The sequence below is a fragment of the Thermoflexus sp. genome, assembly GCF_025055495.1.
GTDB lineage: Bacteria > Chloroflexota > Anaerolineae > Thermoflexales > Thermoflexaceae > Thermoflexus.
The window spans coordinates 1-1,870 of sequence record NZ_JANWXB010000358.1; the positions used below are offsets into that span (position 1 = coordinate 1).

A 1,870-nucleotide genomic window follows, 5' to 3' on the forward strand; every position below is an offset into this window, starting at 1 on the left:
GAGGCCGGCCGCAGCAGCTCCCAGCATGCGATCAGCTGGACAGCCTGACCGGGCTTCAAGCGGCGCGGCGTTGCCCGAAACCCGATCAGACGCACTAGCGGCTCCCCTGGGGGACCCTCCAGATCCTCAAAGACCCAATCCAGTCGCTCCAGATCCGCGGGGATCTCCTCCCTGGTCCGAAGCGGTTGATGGAAGGCCGGCCACAGGTAGCGGGAGAAACCCAGGACGGAGAGCGTCATCGTGAACACCAGCCATGCGCGCAGGACGCCCCGTTCCCACGCGGTGGAGGGAGATCCTTCCCAGGCCCACACGACGACCCACCAGAAGGCGGGAAGGGCGATGAAGAGCAGCCGCCCAGTAGGGGCCTCCACGCGGAGGTTCCAGGAGATGAACTCGAGGATCGCAATTCCCAGCCAGAGGGCGGGGATCAGTGGGGGAAGGGCCTGAGAACGATCCGGCAGCCGGCTGAAGTGGAACCTCCATACCCGCCGGAGGGCCTGAACCCCGGTGAGGAGAAGGAAGAGATCCCAGATCCCGTATATCCACTGCTCCGCGATGATCCCCTCGGTGGCTCCGAACGAGAGAAACGCTGTCTCGCGGGCGCGGAGGGCGATGGCGATCCAGTCGCTCCCCGAGGGCGGTTGTGGGCGATGCCAGTGGATCATCGACAGGTGGGCCCGGAAAGCAAGCGGGTCCTGATAGAGGAGATAGTTCCATCCCAGCCATCCCCCGCTGATCAGGGCGACCCCGAGCAGGCTCAGGGCCAGCTCGCCTCCCCGCGCCCGCCACGAAGGCCGGGAGCGGGCGCTGGCCATCCAAACGAGGAGCCAGAGGGGAATCAGGCCGATATTGGAAGCCTTGGCCATCAGGGCCGCCCCCATGGCCAGGCCGCTCCATCCGGCCCGTTTCCACGAGGGGCCGAGCACGTAATCCACGATGGCGTTCAGGGCCAGGGCAGCTCCAGCCACCGCCAGCGCGTCGTTGCTTACGCTGGAGGCGAGGGCGATCCATCGCGGATGGAACGCCATCAGCGCGACGCCGATCATCGCCGCCGCGGGCCGCCTCGGAAGAACCCGCCGGATCAACCGATAAACCAGCAGGATCGCAGTCAGGCCCGTCAGGGAGGAGATCAGGCGAGCGATCCGGAAGGCCAGAATCTCCCCCTTCCAGTTCCAGATCTCCCGCGGATCATGAACGATAAGATTCCGGTTCGCCCAGGCTTCCGGAGGTGGGGCGGGAGCGCCGACGTGATGAGGATTCAGCTCCTCCCACACGATTTGCTCATCGAGACGGATCCATCCCGTGGCGATCGCGGCGAGGACGTAGTAAAGCGGGAACTGAGTGCTCTCATGAGGGACGTCTGCGCCCGGCCCCCCGACGACCGGCCAGGTTCGATGGCGAACCAGATAAGTGATGACCCGGAAGTGGGACAACTCATCCGGCGCCTCGCCCAGGGGAGTTGCCAGCTGGTAGGCGAAGCTCAGGCCGAGGAAGCAGAGGGAAAGGACAACGAGCAGGATGCGCTCTTCTCTCCGGGTTCTCATTTCTTCTCTCCACGCCCCACCTATCGCATTTCCAGAGAACATGTTAGCAAGTTCCAGCACGTAATACCGCTTCGGGGATCCGGCGAGACGCATACGGCTGCCACCCAGTGCTTCCGAAGAGCGCTGTCCAGAAGGCAGGGAACCGCTAGCAAGAGGAAGGAAATCGCTCCACCGGGGTTCAATCCCTCTCCACGCATTCGTATGGCCTCGGGCACCGAAGGCGTTCGACACCACACGAGCATGATTTTCCTCCTCCCTCCCCGCCATCCGAAGGACGCCGGTGCGTGGAAAAAGGATCCCACCTTCTCCATCGGACCCCTCCCCAC

1 protein-coding gene is annotated in these 1,870 nt (G+C 64.5%); it reads right to left on the reverse strand.

Annotation, left to right across the window (positions count from 1 at the left end):
• A partial coding sequence (locus NZM16_RS11555; RefSeq protein ID WP_295480506.1) for a glycosyltransferase family 39 protein occupies positions 1 to 1,544 on the reverse strand: 1,544 nt, incomplete at its 3' end.
• Between the last annotated feature and the right edge of the window lie 326 nt (positions 1,545 to 1,870).